The organism is Arthrobacter sp. (genome assembly GCF_031988865.1).
Taxonomy (GTDB): domain Bacteria; phylum Actinomycetota; class Actinomycetes; order Actinomycetales; family Micrococcaceae; genus Arthrobacter_B.
This window is the reverse complement of the sequence record NZ_DALZXY010000013.1, coordinates 14,218-37,762: the sequence shown is the minus strand read 5'-3', so window position 1 is coordinate 37,762 and position 23,545 is coordinate 14,218. Positions and strand designations below refer to the sequence as shown.

Here is a 23,545-nt window from a genome sequence, read left to right as displayed (position 1 = left end):
GATAGAGACGCGCAGGATCTGCGCTGTCCATAATTCCGGTAATCCCGCCGGAGCCACCCGCACTGAGAAATAGGAGGCGGAATGCGTTTTGGACGTATTTCCAAAGCAGTGGGAGTCGCGGCAGCAGCTGCGCTTGCACTGAGCGCCTGTGCTGCCAACCAGGGGACCACCGATAACGGTTCCACTGACAGCGAGAGCACCGGCGGTGAAGTCCGCGTTGTGGAGGTTAACGCCTTCAGCTCGTTCAACAGCCAGACGGCGAACGGCAACGTTGACGTCAACAGCAAGATTGCGTACGCAACGCACTCCGGGTTCAACTACATCACTGATGAACTTAAGGTGGTGCCGCAGGAAGAATTCGGCACCTACGAAAAGGTTTCCGATGATCCGTTGACCGTCAAGTACACGGTGAACGAGGGCGTTAACTGGTCCGACGGCGAGCCCGTCGACGCTGATGACCTGATGCTGATGTGGGCCGTCAACTCCGGCCACTTCAACGACGCCACGCTGGATGAAGAAGGCGCGACCGTCTCCGGAACCAACTACTTCGACTACGCCGGCGACACCTCCGGCCTGGCCCTGACCGATGTGCCCGAGGTCGGCGACGACGGCCGGTCCATCACCATGACGTACTCCAAGCCCTACGCTGACTGGGAAGTTGCGTTCGGCTCCATGTCCGACGGCGGCGTCAACGTGCCGGCGCACGTGGTTGCCGAAAAGGCCGGACTGGCCGACGGCGACGCCCTGATCAAGCTGATTCAGGACACCCCCGCTGGAGATCCGGCCAGCCCGGCTCCGGCCAACGCGGAGCTGAAGGCTGCTGCCGACTTCTGGAACACCGGTTTCGAAACGAAGTCCCTGCCGTCGGATGCGTCCCTGTACCTCTCCAACGGCCCGTTCATCGTCTCGGCTATTGATCCCGAGAACTCCATGACGCTGGTCCGCAACGAGGACTACAACTGGGGCCCCGAGCCCAAGGTTGACGAGATCACCGTCCGCTACATCGGCGAGGCCCCGGCGCAGGTCCAGGCCTTGAAGAACGGTGAAGTTGACATCATCGCCCCGCAGGCTTCCGCCGATACGGTGGAGCAGCTCGAGGCAATTGATGGTGTGACCATTAACAGCGGTAACCAGATCTCCTATGATCACCTCGACCTGAACTACTCGGGCGTCTTCGAGGATGAAAACGTCCGCAAGGCCTTTATGAAGACTGTGCCGCGCCAGGCGATCATCGATGCCATCACGAAGAAGCTGAACCCGGATGCCGCACCCCTGGACTCCGAGATCTTCCTCTCTGACCAGCCCGGCTACGACGAAGCTGCAGCTGCCAACGGTTCAGCCGATTACGCAGAGGTGGACATTGAAGGGGCCAAGGAGCTCCTCGCCGGTGCTACCCCGGAAGTCCGCATCATGTACAACAAGGACAACCCCAACCGCGTTGATGCCTACACGCTGATCGCGCAGTCCGCTTCCGAAGCCGGCTTCAAGGTCGTCGACGGCGGCCTCGGCAAGTCCGACTGGGGCTCTGCCCTTGGCGGCGGCACCTACGACGCGTCCATCTTCGGTTGGATCAACTCGGGCGTCGGCGTGGCCGGCGTGCCGCAGATCTTCAAGTCCGGAGCAGCTTCCAACTACAACGGCTTCTCCAGCCCGGAAGCTGATGGCCTGATGGACCAGCTGATCCTGGAAATCGACAAGGACAAGCAGAAGGACCTGCAGATCCAGATCGACAAGCTGATCTGGGAATCCGGTTACGGCATCCCGCTGTTCCAGTCCCCGGGCGTTGACGCGCACAGCGACAGCATCGGCGGCATTGATTCCTACATGCCGAACCAGACCGGTGTCTGGTGGAACTTCTGGGAGTGGGAAGTAAAGTAACACCCGCTTCGGCCTAACGGCCAAGCAGTACCCGCAAGGCGCCGGGGCCTCCACGGCCCCGGCGTCTTGCTTTTTTTATGACCGTCCGGCGATGCCGGACAAGTGATTGGGATTCATCAAATTCCTTGTCACTATGACCTGCACTACACTTCTGCGAGTGCCGGGAGAATCCCCGGACCCTTTCAAACGAGGCTGACACTCTATGGTTACCTACATCGTCCGGCGGCTTTTGACCGCCGTGCTAATCCTCTTCGGGGCATCGTTCCTGGTCTATCTCCTGACAGCGGCGTCGGGGGATCCCCTTGCCGACCTGCGCGAGAGCCCTGCCCCCAACAGAGACGACCTGATCCGGGCACGCACCGAGCTCCTGGATCTGGACGTCCCGGCGCCGCTGCGCTATTTCCACTGGCTGGGCGGGGCCGTCAAGTGCCTGGCACCCTTCGCCGCCACCTGCGACCTGGGGCAGAGTGTTCAGGGTGAGGCCGTCACAGATGCCCTCGGCCGGGCCATGGGAGCCACCATCCTGCTGGTCACCACCGCTACGGTCCTGGCCATCATCGTCGGTATCTCCCTGGGCATCATTACCGCCCTGCGCCAGTACAGCTCGCTGGACTACGGCGTGACGTTTATGGCGTTCCTGTTCTTCTCCCTGCCGATCTTCTGGCTCGCCGTCCTGCTCAAGGAATACGGCGCCATCGGCTTCAACGACTTCCTGGCCGACCCCTCGATACCGCTCTCCGTCGTCCTCGGCGTGGCACTGGTCAGCGGCCTGATCTGGGTCGTTTTTGCCGGCGGTTCCTGGAGGCGGCGCGGTATTGCGTTCGCAGCCGGCTTCGTTGTTGCAGCCGTCATCCTCTACCTGCTCGGAGCCACCGGCTGGTTCACCGCACCCAGCCTCGGCCCGGTGGTGATTGCCCTGACCGGTGTTGCGATCGCCTACGGCGTGACCCTGCTGAGCGCCGGGTTGAAAAACCGCAAGGCCCTCTACTCCGCGCTGATCACCGTGGCCATCGGCCTCGTGGCTTACTACGCCGTCCAGCCGCTGCTGAACCAGGCCACCTGGGCCATGGTCCTGCTTCTGGCACTGGCAACAGTCGCCGTTGGCTGCCTGGTGGGGTACCTGATGGGAGGCTACGACCGCGGACAGAGCATGCGCGGAGCTGCCCTCACCGGTCTGCTGATGGGCGGGCTGATCATCCTGGACCGCTTCCTGTACACCTGGCCCGCCTACGTGGACAACTCGCGGGTCCGCGGCCGGCCGATCGCCACCGTGGGGGCCTCGACACCCGGCCTCGACGGAGACTTCTGGGTGAGCGGACTGGATACCTTCACGCACCTGCTGCTGCCCACCATCGCGCTGCTGTTGGCCTCACTGGCAAGCTACAGCCGCTATTCCCGGGCCTCCATGCTGGAAATCATGAACATGGACTACATCCGCACCGCCCGGGCCAAGGGTCTCTCCGAGCGCACCGTGGTGATGCGCCACGCCTTCCGTAACGCCCTGATTCCGCTGGCCACCATCGTGGCCTTCGATATTGGTGCACTGATCGGCGGCGCCGTGATCACCGAACAGGTCTTTGCCTTCAGCGGTATGGGCCAGATGTTCGTCGATGCCCTTAACCGCACGGACCCCAACCCGATCATGGGATTCTTCCTGGTGACCGGCATCCTGGCACTGGTGTTCAACCTGGTGGCCGACCTTGTTTATACCGTCCTTGATCCGCGCGTAAGGGTGAAGTCATGAGCACTACGTATTCCGCCGAGACCCCGTCCAATCCGCCCGGAACGGACCCCGAACTCCCCGCGGCGAAAGCGAAGACCAAGGGACTGTCCCAGGGGCAGATCGTCCGCAAACGCTTCTTCGACAACACGGCCGCAATCGTTTCGCTAGTCGTGTTCGCCCTGATCTGCATCCTGGTTTTCTCCTCCATTGGTTTCGCCGGGATCCCGGGCTGGTGGAAGTATGACTACCGGCAGTTCACCGAACAGGTCAACGGGGGCGCCCCCACCTTCGTCAACATCTTCAATTGGGGCGAGCACCCCTTCGGCCAGGACCGGATTGGCCGGGATATGTTCGCCATGACCATGCGCGGCGCACAGCAGTCCATCATTGTGATGTTCCTGGTCGGTGCGATTGCCTGCCTCGTCGGATCCGTGGTTGGAGCAGTCTCCGGCTACTTCCGCGGCTGGGTCGAAGCTCTGCTGATGCGCCTGACCGATATCGTCATCATCATTCCGATCATCGTCCTCGCAGCCGTCCTCGGACGCACCGCCGACAGGCTGGTCGGTGAAGGAATCGGAGTGGTCCTGCTCGGGATTTTCCTGGGCCTGGCCACCTGGACCTCGCTGGCCCGCCTGGTCCGCGGAGAGTTCCTTTCCCTGCGGGAGCGGGAGTTCGTTGACGCGGCCCGGATCGCCGGTGCTTCCAACAACCGGATTATCTTTAAGCACATCCTGCCCAACGCTGTAGGTGTGATCATCGTGAACACCACCCTGTTGATGTCCACAGCCATCCTGCTGGAAACCTCGCTGAGCTACATCGGCTTTGGTGTCCAGCCTCCGGATGTATCACTGGGCCTGCTGATCAGCCAGAACCAGGAAGCGTTCCAGACCCGGCCGTGGCTGTTCTGGTGGCCGGGCCTGTTCATTGTGATGATCTGCCTGTGCATCAACTTCATCGGCGACGGACTCCGGGACGCCTTCGATCCGCGGCAGAAGAAATTCAATGCCAAGCGGATGAAGACGACGGCGGCTGGCAAGTAGTGGCGCCGCAGATGCCGGACGCGGGGCGGGCTGGGTTAGGCCAGCCCCGCCAAGGCGAAGAGCACCACTGCCAAGGCCGGCAAACCCAGCAGCCAGCTCCAGTTGACCGTGCTGCGGACAGCAGCTGCATTCGTCTGGTCAGGATCGATCAGTCCGGCGTTTACCTGGGCCTCCCAGCGGCTGCGGACCATCCGGGCAGCCTGCCCGGAATCGGTATGGCTCAGGTCCCCGGGCCGGATGGAACCACCCGCTCCGTAAGTGGTTCCGGGCAGATTGCGCACATGTTCGGGCTTCCCGGCATGGGTGCCCCAGACACCGGGAGCCGGAGCGGCCCAGGCCGTGTAGGAACCCGACGGCGTCACGAGCTTAAGCGCGAACCGGGTGTCCACATGGATCAGCGCTGCCCAGGGAACCTCTATGGTGCGGAACGGGTTGTGCAGGGCCACTCCGGCGGCGCCCACCCGCACACACGGATACCAGAACAGCCAGCAGGCCACGGCCGGGATGAGCAGCAGCGGAGCACTGGCCAGCAGGCCGGAGAACCCGGTGCTCAGTACAGCGGACACCATGGCCACCACGGCCAGCAGGCCGGCAATTCCGGTGAACCACAGAGTGGTTCGCGGACGGAAAACGGCGGCCTCGGGCTCGTTCAGCGGGATCGACATACCCCCATCGTTACAGCATTTCCAGGTACCTCTGTAATCCGCCCGATGACCCGGGACCGGCTTGCAGCCTGGACGGAAGGAAACCACGGCAATGACTGAAACCTTCATCGGCAGCACGGATACGGCGAGCCAGCAGGGCCGGCCGCCGGTCCTTGAAGTGCGCAACCTGTCGGTCGACTTCGGCGTGGACAAGGAATGGGTCCCGGCTGCCATCGATTTGAATTACCACGTCAACGCCGGTGAAGTCCTCGCCATCGTGGGCGAATCGGGTTCCGGCAAGAGCGCCAGCTCCATGGCGCTGCTTGGCCTGCTGCCCACGAACTCCCGGGTGACCGGAGAGGTGCTGCTGGACGGACAGTCCCTGCTGGGACTGTCCCCGCACAAGCTCCGGCAGGTCCGCGGCAATGACGTTGCCGTGATTTTCCAGGAACCGATGACGGCCCTCAACCCCGTCTACACGGTGGGATACCAGATCATCGAGACGCTCCGGCTGCATAACGAGATTTCCCCCGCTGAAGCCAAGCAGCGTGCACTCAAGCTGCTGGCCATGGTGGAGCTGCCCGACCCGGACAAGGCATTCCGCTCCTACCCCCACCAGCTCTCGGGTGGCCAGCGCCAGCGCGCCATGATCGCGCAGTCACTCTCCTGCGATCCGAAGCTGCTGATCGCCGACGAACCGACCACGGCCCTGGACGTAACAGTGCAGGCCGAAATCCTGGACCTGATGCGCAACCTGCGCAATAAGCTCAACTCGGCGATCGTGCTGATCACGCATGACATGGGCGTGGTGGCGGACCTGGCGGACCGGATCGCCGTGATGCGCCACGGCGTCATCGTGGAAACCGGGACGGCGAAGGAGATCTTCGCCAACCCGCAGCACCCGTACACCCGCGCGCTCCTGGAGTCCGTCCCGCACCTGGGCCAGGGCGCCGAAGGTGAGGACGTTGACGTGGTCGCCGCACTGGCAGCGGCAACCAACGTTGAGCTGGACTCCGTGGACCAGGCGGAACTCGAACGGCGCGAGCAAATTGTGCTCGCAGGGCTCGAAACTGCTTCCGCCGCAGCCGGCGCCCCGGCTGCCGAACCCGTACTGGTACTGGAAAACGTAGCCATCGAGTATCCGAAGCAGGGCCGGGTGGCCGCTTTCCGCGCGGTGGAAGGCGCCAACCTTTCCATCCTTCCCGGCCAGGTAATGGGGCTCGTGGGCGAGTCCGGCTCGGGCAAGACCACCATCGGCCGTGCCGCCGTTGGCCTCCTGCCCGTGGCCGAGGGAGAACTGCGCGTGGTCGGCACGGACATCTCCGAGCTGAAGCCCAACTCCAAGGCGCTGCACCAGCTGCGCCGCCAGGTGGGCATGGTCTTCCAGGACCCGTCCTCGTCCTTGAACCCGCGCCTGCCGATCGGTGAGAGCATCGGCGAGCCGATGTTCCTGGCAGGGGAGGCCAAGGGGGCTGCCCTCCAGCAGCGCATCGAAGAACTGCTGGACCAGGTGGAGCTGCCCCGTGCCTACCGGAACCGGTACCCGCATGAACTTTCGGGCGGTCAGAAGCAGCGCGTCGGCATCGCCCGGGCGCTGTCGCTGAAGCCGAAGCTGATGGTCGCGGACGAGCCGACGTCGGCCCTGGACGTATCAGTGCAGGCCAAGGTGCTGGAGCTGTTCCAGAACCTGCAGCGCGAACTGGGCTTCGCCTGCCTGTTTGTTACCCATGACCTGGCGGTGGTGGACGTTCTGGCGGACCACATCTGCGTTATGCGCAACGGCCGGATCGTGGAGCAGGGCACCCGCGACCAGATCCTGCGCAACCCGCAGGAAGAATACACCCAGCGCCTGATCGCAGCCGTGCCGCTTCCGGATCCGGAAAAGCAGCGCGAGCGGCGGGAGCTGCGCGCCAAGTTGAATGCAGGTTCCGGCGTCGTTTCCTAGTCCTCGACGGCGGCTGATCAGCGGAAAGGCCCTTTCCCGGCTATGGTCGGGGAGGGGCCTTCCTGCATGCTGCGCGGGGTGCGGCAGGGGCGCATTAGGGAACCTTTGGCAAAACGACTAGAATAGTATGGTGCCCGCTGACGGCGGCCTCTCGGCGATTTCTTACACGTGTGTTCCTACGCAGCATTTGTATAGAACTGCCGGATACTCCGGATCGACTCCGGACCACTGTGAACCATCCCCGAACGTTAATCTATGAATTGAGTCTTCACGCATGTCAGAAACCAACACGGCTGTGAACAGCGCTGTGCGAAGCGACCTCCGGAACGTTGCTATTGTGGCCCACGTTGACCACGGCAAAACGACCCTCGTCGACGCCATGCTCAAGCAGACGAACTCCTTCGCATCCCACGGAGACGTTGAAGAACGCGTGATGGATTCTGGTGACCTGGAACGTGAAAAGGGCATCACCATCCTGGCCAAGAACACGACCGTGTTCTACAACGGCCCCGCCGCCAAGGGCGAAACCATCACCATCAACGTGATTGACACCCCCGGCCACGCCGACTTTGGTGGAGAGGTCGAGCGCGGCCTGTCCATGGTCGACGGCGTTGTGCTCCTCGTGGACGCCTCCGAAGGCCCGCTCCCGCAGACGCGTTTCGTGCTGCGCAAGGCCCTGGCCGCGAAGCTTCCCGTCATCCTGCTGGTCAACAAGACCGACCGCCCCGACGCGCGCATCGACGAAGTCGTCAGCGAAGCCATGGACCTGCTCCTGGGCCTGGCCTCCGACCTGGCCGATGAGGTTCCCGACCTGGACCTCGATCTGGTGCTCAACGTTCCCGTGGTTTACGCCGCCGCCCGCGTTGGTGCTGCTTCCCTGGAGCAGCCGGCCGATGGCCAGGCCCCGGCCAATGACAACCTGGAACCGCTGTTCCAGACCATCATTGACCACATCCCGGCTCCGACTTACGATCCCGAAGGTGTCCTGCAGGCGCACGTCACCAACCTGGATGCTTCCCCGTTCCTGGGCCGCCTCGCGCTGCTGCGTATCTTCAACGGCACCCTGCGCAAGGGCCAGCAGGTTGCCTGGGCACGTGCTGACGGCACCATGAAGACGGTCAAGATCACCGAACTCCTGGCTACCAAGGCTCTGGAGCGCGTTCCGGCCGAATCCGCTGGTCCCGGCGAAATCGTTGCCGTTGCCGGCATCGAAGACATCACCATCGGCGAAACCCTCACCGACGTCGACAACCCCAAGCCGCTGCCGCTGATCACCGTGGACGATCCCGCGATCTCCATGACCATCGGTATCAACACCTCGCCGCTTGCCGGCCGGGTTAAGGGTGCCAAGGTCACCGCACGCCAGGTCAAGGACCGCCTCGACAAGGAACTGATCGGTAACGTCTCACTGCGCGTCCTGCCGACCGAGCGTCCCGACGCCTGGGAAGTCCAGGGCCGCGGCGAGCTCGCCCTGGCCATCCTCGTGGAGCAGATGCGCCGCGAAGGGTTCGAGCTGACCGTCGGCAAGCCGCAGGTTGTCACCAAGATGGTCGACGGCAAGGTCCACGAGCCGATGGAGCACATGACCATCGACGTGCCTGAGGAATACCTCGGCGCCGTTACCCAGCTGCTGGCCGCCCGTAAGGGCCGGATGGTCAACATGGCCAACCACGGCACCGGCTGGGTCCGCATGGAATTCATTGTTCCGGCACGTGGCCTGATCGGCTTCCGCACCCGGTTCCTCACCGAAACCCGCGGCGCCGGCATCTCCGCCTCCATCGCCGAGGGCTACGAGCCGTGGGCCGGTCCGATCGAATACCGCACCAACGGTTCGATGATCGCCGACCGTGCCGGTGTGGTGACCCCGTTCGCCATGATCAACCTGCAGGAACGCGGTTCCTTCTTCGTGGAGCCGACCTCCGAGGTTTACGAAGGCATGATCGTGGGCGAGAACTCGCGCGCCGATGACATGGATGTGAACATCACCAAGGAAAAGAAGCTCACCAACATGCGTGCTGCTTCCTCGGATACCTTCGAGAACCTGACCCCGCCGCGCAAGCTGACCCTCGAAGAGTCGCTTGAATTCGCACGCGAGGACGAGTGCGTGGAGGTTACCCCGGAGTCGATCCGCATCCGCAAGCTGATCCTCGACGCCAACGAGCGCGCCAAGGCCAACCGCGCACGCGCAAAGGCCTAGCACTATCTCCATGGCACTGAGCCCCGATCACCGGGTCCCGCGTTGGCGGGGCCCGGTGGCCGTGGTGCTCGGTGCCCTGGTGGCGGGCATCCTGGGTACGTCCCTGCATGCCCAGGTGTTCTACGCCGGGGAGTCACCGCTTCCGCTGGGTGCGGCCGCGGCCCTGGTGTTTAGCGCCGCCGTCGCTGTTTTCACCGGCCTGTGGGCACGTTCAGTCCTGGTCAGTGCCCTGACCGGGGTGCTGACCTACGTCCTGCTCGGCCTGTTCACCCTCGAAGTATTCGGCAATCCGCTGATTGTCACCGGAACCGTTTCAGACCTTGACCTCCCGGTCACAACAGCCGGGCTTATCTGGCTCTATGGCCAGGCGATAGCTACTGTGGCGGCGGTCCTTGTCACTGCCGCCGTCCTGCGGCGTGAGGCGCGGCACCAGCGCACCGTGGCGCCTCCAGCGCCTCAGGCCGGTTATGGGACAGACCCGGGCTACCGGCCCGGCGGTCCGGGAACTGTGCCCGGACCAGTCCAGGGACCGGGCACCGGCCCCGGCGACCCGCGCTCCTAGGCGCCGGTAGGGTCCAGGTGATGGGCCAGCAGCAGTGATGTCGGCGTGCCGTCCGCATCCGGCCCGCGCAGGGCATATTCATTGAAAACGGCCCGCAGTTTCTCCATCATTTCGAGCCGGTTCTCATCGTTGAGGGATACTCCCATGCGCATAACGTCAATCTCCGACGGCGCCAGCCCCTCGATTTCCTGCAGGAACGTTTCCACCAGGACCGCGTTCGAGCCTTCGGGCAGCGACGTCCGCCAGCTCAGGCCCGTGGCCCGGTAGGGGATTTCCTTTGCACCGCGGTTGCCGGTGCGCGGCTCTCCGGCGGCCAGGAATCCGGTGTTCAAGAGCGTCCGCACATGATGCAGTGCGGTAGCCGGATTGAGGCCAAGGAGCTCCGAAATTTCCTTGTTGGTCCGCTCCCGGTGCAGGCAAACGCGCAGGATGCGCAGCCTCACAGGAGAACTCAGGGCCCGTCCACGGGCCTGGATTACCTCATCGCTTGGCATCAGTTCAGCTTACCGCCGTATTTACGGTCCACCGGACAGGAATCAGGCCTCCGGACGCAGCGGGCGGCGTCGTGCCGGTGCGTCCGGAACCGGTTTACCGGCGGTAACCAGTTCCCAGCGGATTGTCACCGGGCCGGTCCTGGTCTCCAGGGTGCAGCCGTCGGCGTCCAAAGCGGTGATGGTCCCCAGCGCATCGGTCAGGCCGCCCTCAATCCGATACCGGACGACGGCGCGGCGCCCGGTTCCGGCCTCGCGGAGGCGGGATTCGGGGGTCTGGGAACTCATCGTTACATAGTACGCGGGCGCCACCCGGCTGGGAGATAATGGTGGTGGCTACTAACGTGGAAGCATTACCTCGTGGCGATCCGCAGATCAGCGGAGACCCACACACCAAGGAAGGCAAAGGGACGTGACGTACGTAATTGCGCAGCCATGCGTGGATGTTAAGGACAAGGCATGCATCGAGGAATGCCCGGTGGACTGCATCTACGAAGGTGAACGTTCCCTCTATATCCACCCCGACGAGTGCGTGGACTGTGGCGCCTGCGAGCCGGTGTGCCCCGTTGAAGCGATCTACTACGAGGACGACACCCCCGAGGAATGGGCCGACTACTACAAGGCCAACGTCGAGTTCTTCGATGACCTGGGCTCCCCGGGCGGCGCTGCCAAGCTCGGCAACACCCACAAGGATCACCCGCTGATCGCCGTCCTGCCGCCGCAGAACCAGGGATGAGCGGGACCGTCTCCCGGAGCTTCGGACTGAATCTCCCGGAGTACCCCTGGGAAGCCATGGCCCCGTACGTCCGGCAGGCTTCCAACCATCCCGGCGGCGCCGTGAACCTGTCCATCGGAACACCGGTGGACCCAACACCTGACTTTATCCAGCAGGCCTTGGCCGGTGCTGCTGACGCCCCCGGATACCCCACCACACACGGAACCCTGGAACTTCGCCGGTCCATCGCGCAGTGGTTTGCCCGCCGCCGCTCCGTTCCGGGCCTGGATCCGCAGGACATCATGCCGACCGTCGGGTCCAAGGAATTGGTGGCCTGGCTGCCACTGCTGCTGGGGCTGGGGGCCGGGGACGTCGTCGTGCGTCCTACCGTTGCCTACCCGACCTATGACATGGGTGCCGCCCTGGCCGGCGCCACTGCTGTCGCCGCGGATGACCTCGACGACCTGGACGAGCAGACCCGCGCTAGGGTCCGGCTGGTCTGGGTGAATTCGCCGGGCAACCCGACCGGAATTATCCGCGGAGCGGAATCCCTCGCCAAACTGGTGGAGCAGGCCCGGGCGCTCGGCGCCGTCGTCGCCTCCGATGAGTGCTACGCGGAACTTGGCTGGGGAGAATGGGACACCGCCCGCGGCGGCTCGCCGGTTCCCTCGGTCCTGGATCCCCGGGTCAGCGCCGGGAGCCATGATTCCCTGCTGGCCGTGTACTCGCTCAGCAAACAGTCCAACCTGGCCGGCTACCGCGCCGCCTTCGTTGCCGGAGACTCCGCGATCATCGCCAACCTGGTCAACAGCCGCAAGCATGCAGGCATGATCGTCCCAGCACCGGTGCAGGCTGCCATGCAGGCCGCATTGTCCGAGGACGGGCATGTCGCGGCCCAGAAAGAGAAGTACCGGGCGCGGCGGGAACTGCTGGTTCCGGCGCTGGAATCGTTCGGCCTGCAAATTCGGCACTCCGAAGCAGGGCTCTACCTCTGGGCCACGGCCGGGGAGGACACCTGGCGGACCGTTGAGCGGTTCGCCGAACTGGGAATCGTCGTCGGGCCTGGCGTGATTTACGGCGATGCCGGGGCTGGATTCGTACGGGTCGCCCTCACGGGCAGCGATGAACGTGTTGCCGCAGCGGCACGGCGGCTGACGGACGCCGCGGGCTGATTGGCCCGTGGCACACGGCTGCCATGTTGCGCTTGCACAACAGAATGGTTACCGATTAGTGGTATCGCCCGGTCAGCCGGTAGCGTTTTAGCGAAATAGATTAAGCACCGAATGTGTACTATGGGCGCTTCCCTCACGAGGACGAGGGCCCGTAGCAGTGGGTTCTTCAACTCCTGAAGGAGAAAAATGACTGAGCGACCAAGTGCCGAGCTGCACTATGGGACCAACCCGGGGGACAAACTCGAGCTGCCCCGCATCGCGGCGGAAGAAGGCAACGACGGTTTCGACGTATCGAAGCTGCTGAAGCAGACGGGGACGGTCACCTTCGACCCCGGCTTCATGAACACCGCTGCCACCACCTCGGCGATCACCTACATCGACGGTGACGCGGGAATCCTGCGCTACCGCGGGTACCCGATCGAACAGCTGGCCAAGCACTCGAGTTTCCTCGAAACCTCCTACCTGCTGATCTACGGCAACCTGCCCACTCCCACGGAGCTGGAAAACTTCGACCACCGGATCCGCCGGCACACGCTGCTGCACGAGGACCTCAAGGGCTTCTTCGGCGGCTTCCCGCGGGATGCCCACCCGATGCCGGTGCTCTCCTCCGCTGTCAGTGCCCTGTCCACGTTCTACCAGGACTCGCTGGACCCCTTTGACGAGGAACAGGTGGAACTCTCCACCGTCCGCCTCATGGCCAAGCTGCCGGTCATCGCTGCCTACGCGCACAAGAAGAGCATCGGCCAGCCGATGCTGTACCCGGACAACTCCATGAACCTGGTGGAGAACTTCATGCGGCTCTCCTTCGGCCTGCCGGCCGAGCCGTACGAACTCGACCCGAAGCTGGTCAAGGCCCTGGACCTGCTGCTGATCCTGCACGCAGACCACGAGCAGAACTGTTCGACGTCGACCGTTCGCCTGGTCGGAAGCTCCAACGCCAACATGTTCGCTTCCATTTCCGCCGGCATCAGCGCCCTCTTCGGCCCGCTGCACGGCGGCGCCAACGAAGCCGTGCTGAACATGCTGCGGGACATCCAGTCCAACGGCATGAAGCCGGAAGACTTCATGGAGAAGGTCAAGAACAAGGAAGACGGCGTGAAGCTGATGGGCTTCGGGCACCGCGTCTACAAGAACTACGATCCGCGTGCCAAGATCGTCAAGGCCACCGCACACGAGATCCTGGCGGACCTCGGCGGCAACGACGAGCTGCTGGACATCGCGATGCGCCTGGAGGAAAAGGCCCTGGCGGACGACTACTTCATTGAGCGCAAGCTCTACCCGAACGTAGACTTCTACACCGGCCTCATCTACAAGGCGATGGGCTTCCCGGAGAAGATGTTCACCGTGCTCTTCGCCATTGGCCGCATGCCGGGCTGGATCGCCCAGTGGCGCGAAATGATGCAGGATCCGCAGACCAAGATCGGCCGTCCGCGCCAGCTGTACACGGGTGTGCCGGAGCGCAACTACCCGGAGCGCTAAAAATATGCGAAAGGGCGGGCCTGCTTCCTCGAAACGAGGAAGCAGGCCCGCCCTTTGCTGTAGGCGGCTGTTGCTGGCTGTGGATAGTTAGGAAGCGTAGCCCTGCGGGTTCTGCTTCTGCCAGTTCCAGTGGTCCCGGCACATGTCATCGAGTGAGCGGCCGGCGGACCAGCCGAGCTCAGCCAGTGCGGCCGAGGGATCGGCGTAGCTGACGGCGGCATCGCCGGGACGGCGCGGGGCGAACTCGTAGGGGACCTCCTTGCCGGCGGCCTTGGAGAAGGCGGCAAGCACCTCCAGGACGGAGGAGCCGTTGCCGGTGCCCAGGTTCCACCGCTTGACCCCCTTGCGGGACGCGATGTAGTCCAGTGCAGCGAGGTGGCCGGCGGCCAGGTCCATGACGTGGATGTAGTCGCGCACGCCTGTTCCGTCCGGGGTGGGGTAGTCGTTCCCGAAGACCATAACCTTCTCGCGGCGTCCCACTGCCACCTGGGCGACGAAGGGGAGCAGGTTATTCGGCACACCCGTCGGATCCTCGCCGATGCGGCCGGACTCATGGGCGCCGACCGGGTTGAAGTAGCGCAGCAGGGCGATACTCCAGCGTTCGTCCGCCGCACCCAGATCGGCCAGGATGTCTTCGATCTGTTCCTTGGTCCGGCCGTAGGGGTTCACGGCGTCCATCGGCATTTTTTCGACCAGCGGTACTTCCTCAGAGGCGCCGTAGACGGTAGCCGAGGAGCTGAAAACGATGGTCCGTACGTCGTGCCGGTCCATAACCTCGAGCAGGTTCAGGGTGCCGGCAACGTTGTTCCGGTAGTAGTACAGCGGTTTCGCCACCGACTCGCCTACGGCCTTCAGCCCGGCGAAGTGGATTACCGCTTCGGGGGAGTGTTTGGCGAAGATATCCTCGAGCGCCTGCGGATCCAGCAGGTCCGCCTGGACGAACTCCGCTGTGCGTCCGGAAAGTTCCTGGACACGCTTCAGGGATTCGGTGCTGGAGTTGGCCAGGTTATCCACTACGACGACGTCGTGGCCCGCCTGGAGCAGCTCCAGCGTGGTGTGGGAGCCGATGTAACCGGTTCCTCCGGTGACTAGTATTCGCATGCTTCCAGCCTAATGGGTGGCGGCCGCCGCTCCCGGCAGCTGCTAGCCGACCCCTACGGGCGCAATGTGGATGGCGACCTGGGAATCGGGGGCGTCGGATGCGGTCCATTCCCCGGATCCGCGGGTCCAGGTCTTGGAATCGTAGGAGACTTCATTGATGCCCAGGGTTGCGGCGTTCGCGACGGCCCAGTGGGCCAGGGACCAGCCGTAACCGCTGGAAGCGCCGACGAGCAGCACGTCTCCGAGCACCGCGGCCTGCTGTGTGCCGTACAGGGCTTCCATGGCGGCCAGGATTGTTTGGGGATTTCCTGGGACTGCGGCGGGGTTCAGGACACAGGTCAGTGCTGCCGGGGACTGGCCGGTAAGGGCTGAGGCGAATGCCCGGCCCTCAGGCTCGTGGTCGGCGTAGGCATCCGGGTAGGCGCTGCGCTGGACGGTCTGGGCCGCCACTGTTATCGGCAGGTCCTGGTAGCCCTCCACTTTGACGAGCGCGTCGAAGAAAGCGTTGGCGGCGTAGACCGGGTCCATCACCTGCTCCTGGGTACCCCACCCCGAGGACGGACGCTGCTGGAACAGGCCCCGGGAGTCCGGGCCGGCTTCGTCTCCGTAGTTCAGGTTCCGCAGCCCGGATTCCTGGACCGCCGTCGCCAGCGCGATCGACGCCGCCCGCGGTGGAAGTCCGCGGGCGACGGCGACGGACGTGATGGTCGCGGCATTTGCGGCCTGCTCAGGAGTCAGCTGCCAGGAACTGTCATCGACGGACGCGGTGCAGCTTTCCCGGACCGGCCGGTCTTCACCGGAGCCGGCGAGGATGAGGACGTAGAGAGCCACCACTGCGGCTCCGGCACCTGCCAGGAGCAACACGCTCACCCGTTTCCGCCGGGCGGACAGCTGAGGGTTGCGGCGGTCCACGTCTCTCCTCCGTTGGCCGCGGCGCGCCTAGTTGGCGTGCAGCGCCGCGTTCAGTTCAACGGTGCGGGCCAGCCGGGGGAGGACCTCGACGGCGCCGGTCACCGAGTTGCGGCGGAACAGCAGGCCGGGGACGCCGGAGAGGTCGGCAGCCTTCACCGTCCGGGCCTCGCCGCTTTCCGGATCCACCACGCTGACCCTGGTGCCGGCAGTGATGTAGAGGCCGGCCTCCACGACGCTGTCATCGCCAATGCTGATGCCCACGCCTGAGTTGGCGCCCAGGAGGACGCGTTCCCCGACGGTGATCCGTTCCTTGCCGCCACCTGAAAGCGTGCCCATGATCGAAGCCCCGCCGCCGACATCGCTGCCGTCGCCGACCACTACGCCGGCGGAAATGCGGCCTTCAACCATCGACGTGCCCAGCGTGCCGGCATTGAAGTTGACGAAGCCTTCGTGCATCACCGTGGTGCCTTCGGCCAGGTGGGCGCCGAGGCGGACCCGGTCCGCGTCGGCAATGCGGACACCCGAAGGCAGGACGTAGTCCACCATCCGCGGGAACTTATCCACGCCGTACACGCTCACCTGGCCGCGGGCGCGCAGGCCAACACGGACCTGGTCGAACCCGGCCACCTGGCAGGGGCCGAAGTTGGTCCAGACGACGTTGGGGAGGACACCGAAAACGCCGTCGAGGTTGATGGTGTTGGGAGCGGCAAGCCGGGCGGAGAGGACATGCAGGCGAAGGTAGGCGTCGGCCGTGGACCCCGGAGCTGCATCCAGGTCGATCTGCGTCTGAACGACCTCGCCGCGGGTGCCGCGGACATCGTCTGCCATGGCTTCGGCGGCCTTGTCCAGCTCAGTGGCCAGCGCGGCGTCGGCTTCGAAGGGGGACAGCAGCGGCCGCGGGTACCAGACGTCAAGGACGGTGCCGTCTGCGGCTACGGTAGCCAGTCCAAGGCCGGAGGCGGTGCGGGCGGTCGGGGCTGATGAAGTGCTGGAAGTCATGGGTTCCACTCTACCGAGCGGTAGTCTGGTTCGGTGACTGTATTACCTGTTAACCGCCTGGACCTGGAGGGCGACGTCGCTGCCCTCACCGCCACGCTGATGGACATCGAAAGTGTCTCCGGAAACGAGGCAGCCATCGCCGACGCGGTCGAAGCCGCGCTGCGCGCCCTGGACCACCTGGAGGTGGTGCGCGACGGCGATTCGATCATGGCGCGGACCAGCCACGGCCGGGCCGAGCGGGTGATCCTGGCCGGACACCTGGATACCGTGCCGCTGCCGACCGTCCCCGGATCCCGGGGCACCGTGCCCTCGAGCTGGGACGGCGAGGTGCTGTACGGGCGCGGGGCCACCGACATGAAGGGCGGCGTTGCCGTCCAGCTGGCCCTCGCCGCGCAGCTAACCGACCCCACCCGGGACATCACTTTCATCTTCTACGACCATGAGGAAGTGGATGCCTCGCTCAGCGGCCTGGGCCGGCTCGCGAAGAGCTACCCGGACTGGCTGCAGGCAGACTTCGCGATCCTGCTGGAACCAACCGACGGCACGGTGGAAGGCGGCTGCAACGGGACCATGCGGTTCCAGGCCCGGACCAGCGGGAAGGCGGCGCACTCGGCACGCGCGTGGATGGGGGAGAACGCCATCCACGCCGCAGCGGAAATCCTCGTGCGGCTGCGGGACCACCAGCCCGCGACCGTTCAGGTCGAAGGGCTGGACTACCGCGAATCGCTCAACGCCGTCCGCATCAGCGGCGGCACCGCGGGCAACGTCATCCCCGACGCCGCCGTCGTGGAAATCAATTACCGGTTTGCCCCGGACAAGGACCTGGCCCAGGCGGAAGCCTACGTCCGGAACCTGCTGGACGGCTTCGACCTGGTCCTTACGGACGCGTCCGCCGGGGCCCGGCCGGGCTTGGACCGTCCCGCCGCTGCCAGCTTCGTGGCCGCCGTGGGAGCGGAACCGAAACCCAAATACGGGTGGACCGACGTCGCCCGCTTCAGCGCACTGGGGATCCCGGCCGTGAACTTCGGCCCGGGGGATGCGCTGCTGGCGCATTCCGACAACGAGCACGTGCACGCAGATGCCATCCGCGAGTGCCTGCGGGCGCTGCGGACGTGGCTGGGCTAGCCCACCCGAATCGAGATAGCAGAAAGTGCCCTTTAGAAGCTTCTAAAGGGCACTTTCTGCGTTTCAATAAAATCAGCCGGTGCTGTTACCTCGTGGGGGCGGGAAGGCCTTCCGGCTCCACGGCCTCCTCGGTCCTGAGCAGGTTTCCGGACCGGGCGCCAAGGCGCCGGGACAGGCGCTGCGCGGCGAACGTCAGCAGCATGTTCAGCACGATGAAGATCGCGGCTGTAACCAGCAGTGCCGGCAGGATGTTGCCTTCACCTGCCGCCAGTCTGCGGGCGTAGGCCAGCAGATCGGTATAGCCGATGAAAGTTCCCAGGGCGGAGTCCTTCAGGATCACGACGAACTGGCTCAGCAGCGCCGGCAACATGGCCACGAGGGCCTGCGGCACCTCGATCGAGCGCAGTGATTGGCTCGGGGTCAGGCCGATAGCCAGCCCGGCTTCACGCTGGCCCTTGGGCAGCCCGAAGACGCCGGAACGCACCAACTCGGCGATGACCGACCCGTTGTAGAGCGTCAGGGCCAGGACCACTGCCACAAACGGCACCTGGTCCGAGGCGACAGGCGTCGACTTCGAAAGGAACTGGTAGAAGAAGATCATCATCAGCAGCACCGGAACGGCGCGGAAGAACTCCACGATCACTCCGGAGGTCCAGCTGATGGCCTTGACCGAGGACAGCCGGCCGAGCCCGAAGATCAGGCCGAAGAGGATCGAGGTAATGATCGCAACGCCTGCTGCCCGCAGCGTGGCCAGCAGGCCCGGGAGCATAAAGAACTCCCAGGTGCGCCACTCAAGGAACGGAGCCCACTTCGCAGCGTCAAACTGGCCCTTCTCCGCCAGCCCGTTCACTATCAGGGCGATCAAGGCCAGGATAAACAGGACGCCGAGGATATTGCCGAACATGATCCGGCGGCGGGCCCGGGGCCCCGGTGCGTCGAAAAGAACACTCTGGCTCATCGGGCCACCGCCAGCTTCTTCGAGGCCCACGTGGTCAGCAGGCCGATCGGGATCACGATGAGGACGAAGCCCATCGCGAAGGTCAGGAAGATCTGCGTCATGAGGTCCGGACGGAATTCAATCATGGTCTTCATCAGCCCCGACGCTTCGGCCACGGATGCCGTAGCGGCCACCGTGGTGTTTTTCGCCAGGGCAATCAGGACGTTGCCCAGGGGTGCGATGGCGCCGCGGAAAGCCTGCGGCAGAATGATCAGCCAGGCGGCGGGCACAAATGAGAGCCCGATGGAGCGGGCCGCCTCCGCCTGTCCCAGCGGAACAGTGTTCACGCCGCTGCGGATCGCCTCGCAGACGAACGCCGCGTGGTAGACCGACAGGGACAGGATGGCGATCCGGAAGAAGTTGAGATTGAAATCGCTGGACAGGCTGAACTGGAGCTGGGACCACAGGGCCAGCGCACCGAAGACCATGATGATGGTCAGCGGGGTATTCCGAAAGATGTTCACGTACGCCGTACCGAACCAGCGCAGGCTGGCAATCGGCGAAATCCGCATCACGGCCAGCAGGGTGCCGAGCACCAGCGACCAGATACCGGCCCAGAACGTCAGTTGGATGTTGACCCAGAAGGCCCCGACGACGTCGTATTCGCCGAACAGTTCGAGAAAACCTTCCATATGCCACCTCTTCCGTGGAGATAAAGTGCGGAGCCCGGGGCGGAGCCATGGCCCCGCCCCGGGCTTTGCCGCCGAGAACCCGGCGGAGGTGTTGCTGCTAAGCGCAGGCCGCCGGCGTCGGCGGGTTCAGCTCAGCGTTGAAGGTGTAATCGGCACCCTCGGTGTTCTTCTTGATGGCTTCTTCCCAGGCACCTGAGTCGATCATCTTCTGGATAGCGGCGTTGATGTCTTCACACTTGTCGCTGTCCTTCGGGATGCCGACGCCGTACTGCTCTTCGGAGAAGGTGTTGCCGACAACCTTGAACTGGCCCTTGTTCGCTTCGGTGGAGGCAAGGCCGGCAAGGATGATGTCATCGGTCGTGACGGCGTCGATCGAGCCGCCCTGCATCGCGGTCACACACTCGGCGTAGCTCGGCTGCTCCATCAGGTTCACGTCGGAGGCCAGGGTGTCCTTGATCTTCTGGGCGGACGTGGAACCGGTGACGGAGCACAGGTTCTTGCCGTTGAGATCCTCGGGGCCCTTGATGTCGTTGTTGTCGGAGCGGACCAGCAGGTCCTGGCCGGCCACGAAGTACGGTCCGGCGAAGCCGACCTTTTCCTTACGGGTATCCGTGATCGAGTAGGTCGCGAAGATCATGTCGACCTGGTCGTTTTCGAGCATATTCTCGCGCTGGGCGGAGGGGCTCTCCTCGAACTTGATCTGGTCTTCGCTGTAGCCGAGCTCGTTCGCGACGTACTTGGCGACGTCGACGTCGAAGCCGCTGAAGGAGCCGCCTTCATCGAAGCCCAGGCCGGGCTGGTCGTACTTGATGCCGATGCGGATCTTCTCTCCGTCACCCTCCGCGGAGCCGGTGCTCTCGCTGCCGGAATCCCCGCCGCAGGCGGACAGGGTGAGTGCAGCGGCAGCAGCCATTGCCGCAGCGGCATAGAAAGTCTTGCGCATTTTTTCTCCTTGCATAGCGGCAGGATCCTGGTGGGCCCTGCCTTGCCTCATTTGGTGGACGAAAAACTTGTGCGGTTCGGCCCTGGGCGCAGGGGCCTAGTTGGCCAGGATCTTTCCGAGGAAATCCTTGGCGCGGTCGCTCTTCGGGTGCGTGAAGAACTCTTCGGGAGTCGCCTCTTCCACGATCTGTCCGTCGGCCATGAAGATCACGCGGTCCGCTGCCTTACGGGCAAAGCCCATCTCATGGGTAACCACGATCATGGTCATACCCTCATTTGCCAGTTCGACCATGGTGTCGAGGACCTCGGTGATCATTTCCGGGTCGAGGGCCGAGGTAGGTTCGTCGAAGAGCATGACCTTCGGCTTCATCGCCAGGGCACGCGCGATGGCTACACGCTGCTGCTGGCCGCCGGAGAGCTGGGCCGGAAGCTTATTCGCCTGGTTGTCGACGCCTACCCGTTTCAGCAGCTTCATGGCCTGTTCCTTGGCCTCAGCGGACTTTGTCTTCTTCACCTTGACCGGGCCCAGCGCCACATTGTCGAGGATCGACTTGTGGGCAAACAGGTTGAAGGACTGGAAGACCATGCCGACGTCGGCGCGGAGCTTGGCGAGGCCCTTGCCCTCGGCAGGCAGGACCTTGCCGTCAATGGTGATTTCGCCGTCGTCGATCGTCTCCAGGCGGTTGATCGTCCGGCAGAGAGTGGACTTGCCTGAACCGGAAGGGCCAATCACTACAACCACTTCGCCTCGGGCCACATCGAGGTTGATGTCCCGCAGCACGTGGAGGTCCCCGAAGTGCTTGTTTACGTTCTTCAGCGAGACGAGCGGTGCCGCTTGGTCAGGCATAGGCTGCCCGGGTGTTGTGTCACTGGTCATACGTAGAAGATAGCGAACAAATCAGTACACTGTGCTCTCCATCACTCTGCGGGTCGCAAATCGTGACTCAAGAGAAACAAACACAAATCCGTGCAAGAGCCTCCTGTGGTGCAACGGAACCGGCCAGATGGGGAGCGCGGCCACTCCTTCCAGCTAGCCTTGGAGCATGGCAATCAGCGACGAACAGGACCTCAGCAACGCGGTATCGGCGAAGCGCCGTGGCCCGGTGGAACTACGCCGGGGGCAGGCACGGGTGCCGCAGTCGGACCGGTTCCTCCTTGATACCCAGGATGGAACGCACTTCACGCATACCGACCCGTGGCGGGTCCTGCGGATCCAGAGCGAGTTCGTGGAGGGATTCGGAACGCTCTCCGAACTGGGGCCGGCAGTCAGTGTCTTCGGCTCTGCCCGGAGCGTTCCGGGTTCCCGCTGGTACAAAATCGGTGAGGAGGTGGGCCGGTTGCTGTCCGAGGCCGGCCTGGCTGTGATCACGGGAGGCGGACCGGGCTCGATGGAAGCGGCCAACAAGGGCACCGTCGAAGCCGGCGGCGTTTCCGTGGGCCTTGGCATTGAATTGCCGTTCGAAACCGGTCTCAATGACTGGGTGGATCTGGGGATCAACTTCCGGTACTTCTTTGTCCGCAAAACCATGTTCGTCAAGTACGCGCAGGGCTTCATTGTGCTTCCCGGAGGCTTCGGAACGCTGGATGAACTCTTCGAGGCGATGACCCTGGTCCAGACCCAGAAGGTGACCTCCTTCCCCATTGTGCTTATCGGGACGGATTTCTGGTCGCCGTTGCTGGACTGGGTCCGTGAAAGCCTGCTGGAGGAAGGCATGATCTCCGAAAAGGACCTGAAATTGATCCATGTGGTTGATGATCCTGAGGAAGCGGTCCGCCTGGTCATCGCCGACAGCGCGGGGCATATCTCGCTCTAGCTGTCCCCCCTGATCGTCCCCGGCGGCCCGATCTGGGACGATGGAGCGGTGATGATCCTGCTCGCGTTCCTCGCCATCGCCGTCGTCGGGGCTGTGGCCCTCCTTGCGGCCGGACAAATCGGTCCCGGCCGGTGGCGGGGCCGCGCCGCGGAACCGGACACCGGAACACAAACCCAACTGGGCCCGGGGGACCGGAACGCTGAAAGCCGCTTCCCGGCCGCGGCCGGACTCGCAGAACCCGATCCGCGCCTGCCGCCGGTCCTCCTGCCTGACCATCCGGTGGCCGCCGATGTGGGAGACCTGCGTTTCTCCGTGGCCCTGCGCGGCTATCGGATGGATGAGGTGGACGAAGTTCTCGAGCGCCTGGCCGCGGCGCTGCTGGAACGCGACGCCGCCCTCGCCGAACTGCGGGGGCCGCGTTTTGCCGCGGGTGCCGGGACCAACGACATGGGACCGGGCGAAGCCGGACCGGGCGAAAGCGCGCCGGCCGGAGTGGACGAAAGCCGCCCGGAACAGTGAGCGTGCAGGCCGGCCCTGACGGCTTGCCCCGCTGCCCCTGGGCGCTGGGCAGCGCCGATTACCTTGCCTACCACGACGAGGAATGGGGCCGCCCCGTCACGGGTGAGGCGGCGCTCTTCGAACGCCTTTGCCTGGAAGGTTTCCAGGCCGGGCTGAGCTGGATCACGATCCTGCGCAAACGCGAAGCGTTCCGCGAGGCATTCGCCGGATTCGACCCGGCAATCGTGGCGCGGTTCGGTGAGGACGAGATCGGGGAACTGATGGCGAACCCGGGCATCGTGCGCAACCGGGCGAAAATCCAGGCCACGGTTTCCAACGCGCGTGCCCTGCTGGCGCTTCCGGACGAAGAGTCCCTGGAGGCTTTGCTGCAGAAGCACCGCCCCCAGCCCCGGCCGGCACCGCAGGCGACGGCTGACGTCCCGGCGGCCACGCCCGAATCCAAAAGCCTGTCCAGCGAGCTGCGGGCCAGGGGCTTCCGCTTCATCGGGCCGGTCACTGCCTACGCCATGATGCAAGCCACCGGATACGTCAACGACCATCTGGCAGACTGCGTCGTCCGCAGCCGCTGGTAGCAGATCCTGCCCCCGCCCGAGTCCGTCTGTGGCGTCAGACACACCGAAATTTCGCCTGCTTAGCATTTGTGCGGAATAATGGTCCC

General features: G+C 64.4%; 23 protein-coding genes. 13 read left to right on the top strand and 10 right to left on the bottom strand.

Annotated elements, in window-relative coordinates; translation table 11 throughout:
• Positions 1-81 precede the first annotated feature (81 nt).
• The 3 genes from RTN46_RS04285 (at position 82) to RTN46_RS04275 (ending at position 4,641) form a co-directional block, all read left to right on the top strand.
• Positions 82-1,878 carry an ABC transporter family substrate-binding protein gene (locus RTN46_RS04285; protein WP_312179288.1) on the top strand — a complete coding sequence of 599 codons (1,797 nt, stop codon included), beginning with the start codon at positions 82-84 and terminating at the stop codon, positions 1,876-1,878.
• A gap of 202 nt (positions 1,879-2,080) precedes the next feature.
• A complete protein-coding gene (locus tag RTN46_RS04280) occupies positions 2,081-3,622 on the top strand; it encodes an ABC transporter permease (protein WP_312179286.1) in 1,542 nt (513 codons plus the stop codon).
• Positions 3,619-4,641 (top strand): ABC transporter permease, encoded by a 1,023-nt coding sequence (locus RTN46_RS04275; RefSeq protein ID WP_312179285.1) that lies wholly within the window; start codon positions 3,619-3,621, stop codon positions 4,639-4,641. Before RTN46_RS04280 ends, RTN46_RS04275 begins: the two co-directional genes overlap by 4 nt.
• 35 nt (positions 4,642-4,676) lie before the next feature.
• On the opposite strand, the gene RTN46_RS04270 is transcribed toward RTN46_RS04275, so the two are convergent.
• Positions 4,677-5,306: a PH domain-containing protein gene (locus RTN46_RS04270; protein ID WP_312179284.1), complete on the bottom strand. Its 630-nt coding sequence runs from the start codon at positions 5,304-5,306 to the stop codon at positions 4,677-4,679.
• A 91-nt stretch (positions 5,307-5,397) separates the two neighbouring features.
• Between RTN46_RS04270 and RTN46_RS04265 the strand changes: the two genes are divergently transcribed.
• The 3 genes from RTN46_RS04265 to RTN46_RS04255 all read left to right on the top strand — a co-directional run bounded on the left by RTN46_RS04265 (position 5,398) and on the right by RTN46_RS04255 (position 9,989).
• Complete coding sequence (locus RTN46_RS04265) at positions 5,398-7,230, top strand: ABC transporter ATP-binding protein (protein ID WP_312179282.1); 1,833 nt, start codon at positions 5,398-5,400, stop codon at positions 7,228-7,230.
• 274 nt (positions 7,231-7,504) lie between these two features.
• Positions 7,505-9,427 carry a translational GTPase TypA gene (typA, locus tag RTN46_RS04260; RefSeq protein WP_066295748.1) on the top strand — a complete coding sequence of 641 codons (1,923 nt, stop codon included), beginning with the start codon at positions 7,505-7,507 and terminating at the stop codon, positions 9,425-9,427.
• Between the two features lie 10 nt (positions 9,428-9,437).
• Complete coding sequence (locus RTN46_RS04255) at positions 9,438-9,989, top strand: hypothetical protein (RefSeq protein WP_312179280.1); 552 nt, start codon at positions 9,438-9,440, stop codon at positions 9,987-9,989.
• On the opposite strand, the gene RTN46_RS04250 is transcribed toward RTN46_RS04255, so the two are convergent.
• Positions 9,986-10,483: a winged helix-turn-helix domain-containing protein gene (locus RTN46_RS04250; RefSeq protein WP_312179279.1), complete on the bottom strand. Its 498-nt coding sequence runs from the start codon at positions 10,481-10,483 to the stop codon at positions 9,986-9,988. The genes RTN46_RS04255 and RTN46_RS04250 overlap by 4 nt on opposite strands.
• A gap of 42 nt (positions 10,484-10,525) precedes the next feature.
• Positions 10,526-10,768 carry a hypothetical protein gene (locus tag RTN46_RS04245; protein ID WP_312179278.1) on the bottom strand — a complete coding sequence of 81 codons (243 nt, stop codon included), beginning with the start codon at positions 10,766-10,768 and terminating at the stop codon, positions 10,526-10,528.
• 124 nt (positions 10,769-10,892) lie between these two features.
• On the opposite strand from RTN46_RS04245, the gene fdxA reads away from it, so the two are divergent.
• The 3 genes from fdxA (at position 10,893) to RTN46_RS04230 (ending at position 13,846) form a co-directional block, all read left to right on the top strand.
• On the top strand, positions 10,893-11,216 hold the full coding sequence (gene fdxA, locus RTN46_RS04240; protein ID WP_312179276.1) for a ferredoxin: 324 nt from the start codon (positions 10,893-10,895) through the stop codon (positions 11,214-11,216).
• On the top strand, positions 11,213-12,367 hold the full coding sequence (gene dapC, locus RTN46_RS04235; RefSeq protein WP_312179274.1) for a succinyldiaminopimelate transaminase: 1,155 nt from the start codon (positions 11,213-11,215) through the stop codon (positions 12,365-12,367). The genes fdxA and dapC overlap by 4 nt, the downstream gene beginning before the upstream one ends.
• 186 nt (positions 12,368-12,553) lie before the next feature.
• Positions 12,554-13,846 (top strand): citrate synthase, encoded by a 1,293-nt coding sequence (locus tag RTN46_RS04230; protein WP_312179272.1) that lies wholly within the window; start codon positions 12,554-12,556, stop codon positions 13,844-13,846.
• An 87-nt stretch (positions 13,847-13,933) separates the two neighbouring features.
• Here the strand turns inward: RTN46_RS04230 and galE are convergent, their stop codons facing one another.
• From galE to dapD, 3 genes are all read right to left on the bottom strand, one after another.
• The gene (gene galE / locus RTN46_RS04225) at positions 13,934-14,947 is read right to left on the bottom strand and encodes a UDP-glucose 4-epimerase GalE (protein WP_312179271.1); all 1,014 of its coding nucleotides are present in this window, start codon (positions 14,945-14,947) and stop codon (positions 13,934-13,936) included.
• 42 nt (positions 14,948-14,989) lie between these two features.
• A complete protein-coding gene (locus tag RTN46_RS04220; RefSeq protein ID WP_312179270.1) occupies positions 14,990-15,817 on the bottom strand; it encodes a hypothetical protein in 828 nt (275 codons plus the stop codon).
• Between the two features lie 69 nt (positions 15,818-15,886).
• Entirely contained in the window at positions 15,887-16,858 is a 972-nt protein-coding gene (gene dapD, locus RTN46_RS04215; protein ID WP_312179268.1) for a 2,3,4,5-tetrahydropyridine-2,6-dicarboxylate N-succinyltransferase, read from the bottom strand.
• A gap of 33 nt (positions 16,859-16,891) precedes the next feature.
• Between dapD and dapE the strand changes: the two genes are divergently transcribed.
• Positions 16,892-17,983 (top strand): succinyl-diaminopimelate desuccinylase, encoded by a 1,092-nt coding sequence (gene dapE / locus RTN46_RS04210; RefSeq protein ID WP_312179266.1) that lies wholly within the window; start codon positions 16,892-16,894, stop codon positions 17,981-17,983.
• A gap of 85 nt (positions 17,984-18,068) precedes the next feature.
• Here the strand turns inward: dapE and RTN46_RS04205 are convergent, their stop codons facing one another.
• The 4 genes from RTN46_RS04205 to RTN46_RS04190 all read right to left on the bottom strand — a co-directional run bounded on the left by RTN46_RS04205 (position 18,069) and on the right by RTN46_RS04190 (position 21,401).
• The gene (locus RTN46_RS04205) at positions 18,069-18,941 is read right to left on the bottom strand and encodes an amino acid ABC transporter permease (RefSeq protein WP_312179265.1); all 873 of its coding nucleotides are present in this window, start codon (positions 18,939-18,941) and stop codon (positions 18,069-18,071) included.
• Positions 18,938-19,612 carry an ABC transporter permease subunit gene (locus RTN46_RS04200; protein ID WP_312179264.1) on the bottom strand — a complete coding sequence of 225 codons (675 nt, stop codon included), beginning with the start codon at positions 19,610-19,612 and terminating at the stop codon, positions 18,938-18,940. Before RTN46_RS04200 ends, RTN46_RS04205 begins: the two co-directional genes overlap by 4 nt.
• 97 nt (positions 19,613-19,709) lie before the next feature.
• Positions 19,710-20,555 carry a glutamate ABC transporter substrate-binding protein gene (locus tag RTN46_RS04195; RefSeq protein ID WP_312179263.1) on the bottom strand — a complete coding sequence of 282 codons (846 nt, stop codon included), beginning with the start codon at positions 20,553-20,555 and terminating at the stop codon, positions 19,710-19,712.
• Between the two features lie 96 nt (positions 20,556-20,651).
• Positions 20,652-21,401, bottom strand: a complete 750-nt coding sequence (locus RTN46_RS04190; protein WP_312179307.1) for an amino acid ABC transporter ATP-binding protein — start codon at positions 21,399-21,401, stop codon at positions 20,652-20,654.
• 196 nt (positions 21,402-21,597) lie between these two features.
• On the opposite strand from RTN46_RS04190, the gene RTN46_RS04185 reads away from it, so the two are divergent.
• The 3 genes from RTN46_RS04185 to RTN46_RS04175 are packed head-to-tail and all read left to right on the top strand — an operon-like array spanning position 21,598 to position 23,459.
• Positions 21,598-22,368, top strand: a complete 771-nt coding sequence (locus RTN46_RS04185; RefSeq protein ID WP_312179261.1) for a TIGR00730 family Rossman fold protein — start codon at positions 21,598-21,600, stop codon at positions 22,366-22,368.
• Between the two features lie 51 nt (positions 22,369-22,419).
• A complete protein-coding gene (locus RTN46_RS04180) occupies positions 22,420-22,887 on the top strand; it encodes a DivIVA domain-containing protein (RefSeq protein ID WP_312179260.1) in 468 nt (155 codons plus the stop codon).
• Positions 22,884-23,459: a DNA-3-methyladenine glycosylase I gene (locus RTN46_RS04175; protein WP_312179258.1), complete on the top strand. Its 576-nt coding sequence runs from the start codon at positions 22,884-22,886 to the stop codon at positions 23,457-23,459. Before RTN46_RS04180 ends, RTN46_RS04175 begins: the two co-directional genes overlap by 4 nt.
• The last annotated feature ends 86 nt before the right edge of the window (positions 23,460-23,545 follow it).

What these genes read in the sequence shown, in the direction of transcription:
- RTN46_RS04190 (WP_312179307.1), bottom strand. Translation starts at nt 21,401, where the DNA reads ATGCCTGACCAAGCGGCACCGCTCGTCTCGCTGAAGAACGTAAACAAG.
- RTN46_RS04245 (WP_312179278.1), bottom strand. Translation starts at nt 10,768, where the DNA reads ATGAGTTCCCAGACCCCCGAATCCCGCCTCCGCGAGGCCGGAACCGGG.
- RTN46_RS04195 (WP_312179263.1), bottom strand. Translation starts at nt 20,555, where the DNA reads ATGCGCAAGACTTTCTATGCCGCTGCGGCAATGGCTGCTGCCGCTGCA.
- RTN46_RS04265 (WP_312179282.1), top strand. Translation starts at nt 5,398, where the DNA reads ATGACTGAAACCTTCATCGGCAGCACGGATACGGCGAGCCAGCAGGGC.
- RTN46_RS04205 (WP_312179265.1), bottom strand. Translation starts at nt 18,941, where the DNA reads ATGAGCCAGAGTGTTCTTTTCGACGCACCGGGGCCCCGGGCCCGCCGC.
- dapD (WP_312179268.1), bottom strand. Translation starts at nt 16,858, where the DNA reads ATGACTTCCAGCACTTCATCAGCCCCGACCGCCCGCACCGCCTCCGGC.
- RTN46_RS04280 (WP_312179286.1), top strand. Translation starts at nt 2,081, where the DNA reads ATGGTTACCTACATCGTCCGGCGGCTTTTGACCGCCGTGCTAATCCTC.
- RTN46_RS04285 (WP_312179288.1), top strand. Translation starts at nt 82, where the DNA reads ATGCGTTTTGGACGTATTTCCAAAGCAGTGGGAGTCGCGGCAGCAGCT.
- RTN46_RS04230 (WP_312179272.1), top strand. Translation starts at nt 12,554, where the DNA reads ATGACTGAGCGACCAAGTGCCGAGCTGCACTATGGGACCAACCCGGGG.
- galE (WP_312179271.1), bottom strand. Translation starts at nt 14,947, where the DNA reads ATGCGAATACTAGTCACCGGAGGAACCGGTTACATCGGCTCCCACACC.
- RTN46_RS04185 (WP_312179261.1), top strand. Translation starts at nt 21,598, where the DNA reads ATGGCAATCAGCGACGAACAGGACCTCAGCAACGCGGTATCGGCGAAG.
- RTN46_RS04250 (WP_312179279.1), bottom strand. Translation starts at nt 10,483, where the DNA reads ATGCCAAGCGATGAGGTAATCCAGGCCCGTGGACGGGCCCTGAGTTCT.
- RTN46_RS04270 (WP_312179284.1), bottom strand. Translation starts at nt 5,306, where the DNA reads ATGTCGATCCCGCTGAACGAGCCCGAGGCCGCCGTTTTCCGTCCGCGA.
- dapC (WP_312179274.1), top strand. Translation starts at nt 11,213, where the DNA reads ATGAGCGGGACCGTCTCCCGGAGCTTCGGACTGAATCTCCCGGAGTAC.
- RTN46_RS04200 (WP_312179264.1), bottom strand. Translation starts at nt 19,612, where the DNA reads ATGGAAGGTTTTCTCGAACTGTTCGGCGAATACGACGTCGTCGGGGCC.
- typA (WP_066295748.1), top strand. Translation starts at nt 7,505, where the DNA reads ATGTCAGAAACCAACACGGCTGTGAACAGCGCTGTGCGAAGCGACCTC.
- RTN46_RS04180 (WP_312179260.1), top strand. Translation starts at nt 22,420, where the DNA reads ATGATCCTGCTCGCGTTCCTCGCCATCGCCGTCGTCGGGGCTGTGGCC.
- RTN46_RS04275 (WP_312179285.1), top strand. Translation starts at nt 3,619, where the DNA reads ATGAGCACTACGTATTCCGCCGAGACCCCGTCCAATCCGCCCGGAACG.
- RTN46_RS04255 (WP_312179280.1), top strand. Translation starts at nt 9,438, where the DNA reads ATGGCACTGAGCCCCGATCACCGGGTCCCGCGTTGGCGGGGCCCGGTG.